We start from the raw sequence: 3,007 nt of genomic DNA on the forward strand, positions 1-3,007 counted from the left end.
AAGCCAGATGGTTTCACAGTTGAGCATTTGTTTCCATATTTCCATATTGAACAACTAAATTTCCATCTTTACTGGTGTATTTGAAGAAACTATACACTCTCATGACTTTCAACTCTGTTCCCTGTTCCCTGTTCCCTGTTCCCTGCTATAGGATGAGTCAGGATTTAGATTTAACTTCTATTTTTCATATCCAAAAACTTCAATTGTTGATATAAACAACGAATTTGCTGCAAATTTACACCTGCTAATTCTGCTTTTCTTAAGGGATTACCAAAAATTGCCTCTACTTCTAAAGGACGCTTTTCATCAAAATCAATTTTCATACTGGTGCGGTAGGGTTTCATTCTTATGGTGTAATCTAACATTGTTTCTATAAAACTTTCAGGAATGATTCTCCCTGTACTTTTTGCCCCTGCGACTACTTCCCACATCAAACTTTCCACTAACTGACGAGTGTGAATATCCGTCATCAATTCATCTGTTCTCCCATCAAGAATTACAGATAAGCCATTATAGGGAATATTCCAGACTAACTTTTTCCAACGTCCTAATAGTAGATCTTCTAACATTTCTATAGGTATACCAGCATTTTCAAAATCTTTGCTCACTTCCCGCATTTTTTTAGTAATGCCGGTTAATTGATAATTAGATTTATATTCACCTAAAGTAATTTGTCCATAATCTAAATGATGAATATGTCCTGGTCCAACTTTATTAGAACAGAGAAAACATAAACCCCCAATAATGCTGACGTTATTGACAATTTCTGCAACTTCTGCTTCTATATCCAGTCCATTTTGTAATACCAATACTACCCCGTCATCTTTAACTATTGGTGGTAATAAATCGGGTAAAAGTTGATTTTGGGTTGTTTTTAGTGATATTATTACCACATCACACGGTGGCATTTTGTCTACATTGTTATAAGCATTAACTAGGGAGAGGGTGAAATCACCGTCTTTAGACTCAACAATTAGACCGTTTTCCCTGACTTGTTGATAATCACTTTTGAGTAAATAGTGAACTTCTAAACCGGATTTTTGTAGCTTTGCACCATAAAATCCGCCTAATGCGCCAGTTCCTAATATTGCATAAGTGCGGTTACTCATTTTATGTATAAAAAAAATTTAAGAAAATCATCAGAGTATATTCTACCAGAATTGTCGTTAATAAAACTTAAACATGATTTACTATCTTGTAGAAGCTTTGCTAGAGAGGTAAAATACATGGCTGATATTGTTGATATTGCAGTTAGTAATGATGCGTTTAAAACTTTGGTAGCTGCTGTGTCTGCTGCCGGGTTAGTGGAAACATTAAAAAGTCCAGGGCCATTCACCGTGTTTGCACCCACCGATGACGCTTTTGCTAAGTTACCACCAGGCACAATTACAACTTTATTACAAAATATTCCCCAGTTAGCACGGATTTTAACCTATCACGTTGTTCCTGGAAAGTTAACAAAGGATGATTTAGGGAAACTAGGTACAGTCAATTCTGTGGAAGGTTCTCCCATTCAAATTAATTGTGAAGATGGGTTTGAGGTGAAAAACGCCACAGTTTTAGCAGCAGATATCATTGCTGATAATGGTGTAATTCACGTTATTGATACTGTGATTTTGATGGGTTAATCCCACAAACTGAATTTTTTGATTTTGACATTCTGATAGAGACGCTGGAAGCATCGTCTCTATAATTAAAATTAAGAAATTGAGTTGTTAGGGCTAATTCTTTAAAAAATGTAACATAAATGGTGTAGCCACTCAGTTTTAAGATAAGATTACCTAAGTAATCTGGAATTTATAATAAAACCTAATCATAAGAATCTACAATTATCTATACCCCAAAATTAATGTTAGATTTTCACACCTTAACTGAATTTTCCCGTAATCACTGTATAGGCATCTGTGGCTTCCTAGTCCCGGCCAACATCTTGACTACCTTATTAACGATTATCCTCGCGTTTCTTAATCGTCCCATGAGTCAAGTCTGGGCATCTGTGACACTAGCCTGTACATTTGTTGTAATCATGATGCTGCACGTTTATACTTGGTTTATGATTGGTGTAGTGATGATGCCCACGTATATCTTGTTATCCCTAGCTATCACCTGTTTATTAACTAATCTTTTTGTAATTATCTGGCGAAGAAATCCTCTACAATTATTTTCTGTAGGTAAATAATGACAGCATCAATCAAAAGTTAGAAGTAAAAATGTAATTTTATTTTAACTTTATATGTCCCCGATTTCTTTAAGAAGTCGGGGATTTTACTCTGGCAATGTTTAGATTTTAGCAACAAGAACCACCACTATAACCACCGCTATAACTGCCGCTATAACTACCATGATGACCGCTACCGAGAACGGTTTGTATTTCGTCAGTAGCTAGTTCATTAAGAAAACTAGTATCATCATTAAATAAATCATAGCCTATAGGAAGTAGTGGTGATATTTGGATATTAGCCACGATCATTCCTCTTTGAGATATTTTTTGATCAAAAATACATAAACAGTCAGAATAGCAATAAAAGCAAAAATTACTATTCTGACCATTAGTAATAGCTGTTAGTTAACAGCTATCTTTTTAATTTTAATAGCCCCAATATTTCCCGCTATGACCTTCGTGAGAGTAATGATAGTTGTTATGAGAATGACAACTATGATGATGACAACTATGATGATGATGATGACAACCACCACCGAGAACGTTTTGTACCTCCTCGGTAGCTAGTTCATTCATAAAACTAGCAGCATCATTAAATAAATCATAACCAACAGGAAGTAGTGGGGATATTTGGATATTAGCCATGATCATTCCTCCTTGTATATATTATCTGGATAAAAGATAAGTAAGATTAGATGTGATATGCACTAACCTTAGTTTTTATTCTTTCAAAAAGAATTTATAAATTCAAGGCTTTGATCCCAATGGATAAGACTTTATTGAAATAGTTGTGTCTAGCTATTGATGGCAATTAGCAATTCTTTTTCTTGCATACAAGACTTTTTA

5 protein-coding genes are annotated in these 3,007 nt (G+C 34.7%); 2 read left to right on the top strand and 3 right to left on the bottom strand.

Annotation, left to right across the window (positions count from 1 at the left end; all coding sequences use genetic code 11):
• Positions 1-170: 170 nt before the first annotated feature.
• Positions 171-1,109: a putative 2-dehydropantoate 2-reductase gene (locus CUN59_RS20750; protein WP_104389583.1), complete on the bottom strand. Its 939-nt coding sequence runs from the start codon at positions 1,107-1,109 to the stop codon at positions 171-173.
• Positions 1,110-1,226: 117 nt separating this feature from the next.
• Between CUN59_RS20750 and CUN59_RS20755 the strand changes: the two genes are divergently transcribed.
• Positions 1,227-1,628 (top strand): fasciclin domain-containing protein, encoded by a 402-nt coding sequence (locus tag CUN59_RS20755; protein WP_104389584.1) that lies wholly within the window; start codon positions 1,227-1,229, stop codon positions 1,626-1,628.
• Positions 1,629-1,849: 221 nt separating this feature from the next.
• Entirely contained in the window at positions 1,850-2,179 is a 330-nt protein-coding gene (locus CUN59_RS20760; RefSeq protein ID WP_104389585.1) for a hypothetical protein, read from the top strand.
• 108 nt (positions 2,180-2,287) lie between these two features.
• Here CUN59_RS20760 and CUN59_RS21600 read toward each other — a convergent pair whose 3' ends face one another.
• Entirely contained in the window at positions 2,288-2,464 is a 177-nt protein-coding gene (locus tag CUN59_RS21600; RefSeq protein ID WP_165790244.1) for a hypothetical protein, read from the bottom strand.
• Positions 2,465-2,587: 123 nt separating this feature from the next.
• Entirely contained in the window at positions 2,588-2,806 is a 219-nt protein-coding gene (locus CUN59_RS20770) for a hypothetical protein (protein WP_104389587.1), read from the bottom strand.
• Positions 2,807-3,007 lie beyond the last annotated feature (201 nt).

This window comes from Cuspidothrix issatschenkoi CHARLIE-1 (genome assembly GCF_002934005.1).
Lineage (GTDB): Bacteria > Cyanobacteriota > Cyanobacteriia > Cyanobacteriales > Nostocaceae > Cuspidothrix > Cuspidothrix issatschenkoi.